Raw genomic sequence first — 2,635 nt, 5'->3', positions numbered from 1 at the left:
GTCATCGAAGCCCCCCGTAAGCGACAATCCGACAAACCGGCGGCCATGCTTGCGGCTCTTGTCATGCTCATATCCCCTTCGCGCCAACTCATCTGAGAACGCGCGAACGTATCCGCCGCCTGCCCCGCTGCGCTGCGAGTATTGAGTCCACGAGTCGAACAGGTCGGACGTTTTCGTTTTTGCGTTAGGGTCCCGCCGCGTGCATTCGTCCAACCAGGCGCCGAAGAGGTCGGTAGCCTCACGATATGACTCAACCGCCGCAACAATCGGCGCCGGTATGCCCAGCCCCGACTCCTGCCATTGCAGGGCGCCGCGCACAGCCCATGCGAGCACACCGGGCAGCTCTTCGGCAATGATGCGCCTATCGAGGTCTGCCACCCTCTCCGAAGCCGGGATTTGCTGGCCGAATTCCACGGGCACCAGGCGCCGCCAAAATCCATCGCCTGCGTCCTGCACACCAGGCAAAAAGTTGCCCCGCAACCAGGTGGTGTGCGTCGGCATGAAGTCGAACGCTTCGGAGTACAGACGGCGCGCGGCGATCCGCTCACGCGAAGTCACCTTCTTGACCTTGTAGTCATCAAATACGTCGCCGCGCGAAGTCTCATTGATCGAAGCAAGGCGGACGCCGTGAAGCCGCGTCACCTGCCTTTCGGACTCCGAGTCGCTGAATTGTCCGCGCACAAGCAATGCCTTGTTCACCGCGACCGCGTAGTCACCAAACATGGCTTCCACGACATTCGCGAACGTGGACTTGCCGGACGCGCCGGGGCCATAGGCGAAGAAGAGCTTCTCTTCGTCCACGACTCCAATGAGCGAATAACCCACCGCCCGCCGGACGAAGGCCCTCATATCGGGATCGGGCAATGCACGTTTCAGGAAGGCCAGCCATTGCGGGCACGGCGCGTCAGGATCAAACGGGGCGCTTGCCTGCTTAGTGATCCTCTGGCTGGGCTTGGCGGGCACCAGGCGGCCCCTGCGAAGGTCCAGGACGCCATTGGGGACGCCCATAAGCCAAGGGTCGGCATCGAGCATTGCGGCCTTTACGCGAAGCGTGGGAAGCTCTGCGGCACTGGCCAGCGCAGCGGTCTGCCGGGCTTTCACTCTTAGCAAAATAGTCTTCTGCTCAGAAAGTGCCTTGCCGCGATGAGTCGAGCGAATTTCTGCTTTCACAGCTCGAATCATTTCGTCCGATGCGAATTTTTGCATGTAGGCGCCCGGATCGGTCGGGGTCCAGCGGGCGCCGTCAAAGGCCAGCCAGGTTTTCGCTTCGGGGACGTATATCAACCGGCCATGGTGCGCATCGGCGAAGGCATGGCCATTGAAGGTGTCGCCGCCGAACGCTTCGCCCAGCGTCCTTTTCGCTGCGAGGATGCTGGACTCCGGATCATGGGCATTGCCTTCGTCCAACAGGGCGGCAACACGGTCGCGGGATCGAGTCATTGTGCGGCACCCCGCAACTCAAGCGCCAGCATGGCCGCGCGCGAATACTTCGGCTTCGCGTCCCGCTTCGCCTTGCGCGCTTTCCGCTGCCAGTCGTGAAGGTCTTCCATCAGGTCGGCTTCGGCGGCCAGGCGGATGCGCTCGCAACGTCGCGCGTCTTCGAGGATCGCGCGCGCTTGTGCAGGCCACCAGGCGTCCGCATCCCTCAATTCGGCAAGCATCGCTTTCATGCCATAGCGGGACTCTTCGGCGCGCGTGCGGGGCCGCAAGCCCTTGGCCATCAGCGCATCAAAAGATTGTGCGGCTATCCCGGATTTTTGGGGTTGTGCTTTGCGCGTAGGCTGAATATTTCTCATGTCGCATCCCTTCATGATGCACCCGTTAAGGAAGAGCCCGGCACGCCAGCCGGGCTTTTCTATTTCAGGCCCTAGAAGGCCGCGAGGCGCACGGCCACGGAAGTCGCGCCACTGCCCGCCACCGCAACAGCAGCGCCAATGACGTTATCGTTCGCGGTGCTGGACTCTTCGCACTCGGTGCCAGACCAGGCCACTTCGTCACCGATGGCGAGCACAGACGCGCTGGCCTTCGGAAGCGTGAAGACACCTTCGCAGGCAATGTCGACGGGCTGGCCTGCCAGCGCATCACCGGCGGCAATGCCCGTGATCTTGCCGACTTGGACAACGCCGCCACTGGTGACGTTTGCAGGGGCCGGAATCGTCAGAGTGCGGCCGGGTTGAATGTAGTTTTTCATTTCTCGAATCCTTTCGAGGTATTGAAGAGGATAGTGTTAGGGATGGGCTTGGCGTGCCCGGCAATTTCGCGATCAAGTGCGGCAATAGCGGCGGCCATCTCCCTGTCGGAAGAATAGGTTACCTCTTCGCCATTCTGATCTCGAACGCGGCGCACGCCATTGGAACGGGCTTTGATGAGCCCGTCCCGTAGCGACGTCAGTTCACTGACCGTGAGGGCCACATCAGTCCCCCGCGTTGCGATAGCCGCCGCGCCAGTCGATGGCGCCAGCGCCGAAGTCCAGAACGATGCGCATCTCGATTCCAAGCGTGTTCCAGCCTTCGCGAGTGGCGATCTGGGGGCCTTGCGCGCCGGACAGGTATGCATGCTCGAAGCAAGCAATCTGCGACGGATCGGCGAAGACGTACCAGGCCGAGTCATCGGTCAGGCGCGGTTCGACAAGCAG

At 61.9% G+C, this 2,635-nt stretch carries 5 protein-coding genes; all 5 read right to left on the bottom strand.

The features are described 5' to 3' along the window. Nucleotides 1–1,440: DNA primase family protein (locus HPO_RS19240; RefSeq protein ID WP_035602794.1), on the bottom strand; the 1,440-nt coding region annotated here is incomplete at its 3' end. Continuing rightward, nucleotides 1,437–1,811, bottom strand: a complete 375-nt coding sequence (locus tag HPO_RS19235; protein WP_157532934.1) for a hypothetical protein — start codon at nucleotides 1,809–1,811, stop codon at nucleotides 1,437–1,439. The genes HPO_RS19235 and HPO_RS19240, both read right to left, overlap by 4 nt. A gap of 56 nt (nucleotides 1,812–1,867) precedes the next feature. Next, nucleotides 1,868–2,191, bottom strand: coding sequence for a DUF2190 family protein (locus HPO_RS19230; protein ID WP_035602790.1), 324 nt, complete (start codon nucleotides 2,189–2,191; stop codon nucleotides 1,868–1,870). Beyond that, nucleotides 2,188–2,412 carry a phage head-tail joining protein gene (locus tag HPO_RS19225; RefSeq protein WP_035602788.1) on the bottom strand — a complete coding sequence of 75 codons (225 nt, stop codon included), beginning with the start codon at nucleotides 2,410–2,412 and terminating at the stop codon, nucleotides 2,188–2,190. Before HPO_RS19225 ends, HPO_RS19230 begins: the two co-directional genes overlap by 4 nt. A 1-nt stretch (nucleotide 2,413) precedes the next feature. After that, nucleotides 2,414–2,635 (bottom strand): phage major capsid protein (locus HPO_RS20775; protein WP_035602786.1); only part of this gene is annotated, 222 nt, incomplete at its 5' end.

The sequence above is a fragment of the Hyphomonas polymorpha PS728 genome, from assembly GCF_000685315.1.
GTDB classification, from domain to species: Bacteria; Pseudomonadota; Alphaproteobacteria; order Caulobacterales; family Hyphomonadaceae; genus Hyphomonas; species Hyphomonas polymorpha.
Note: the sequence above shows the minus strand (reverse complement) of the source record. Positions and strands in the feature narration are given on the sequence as shown.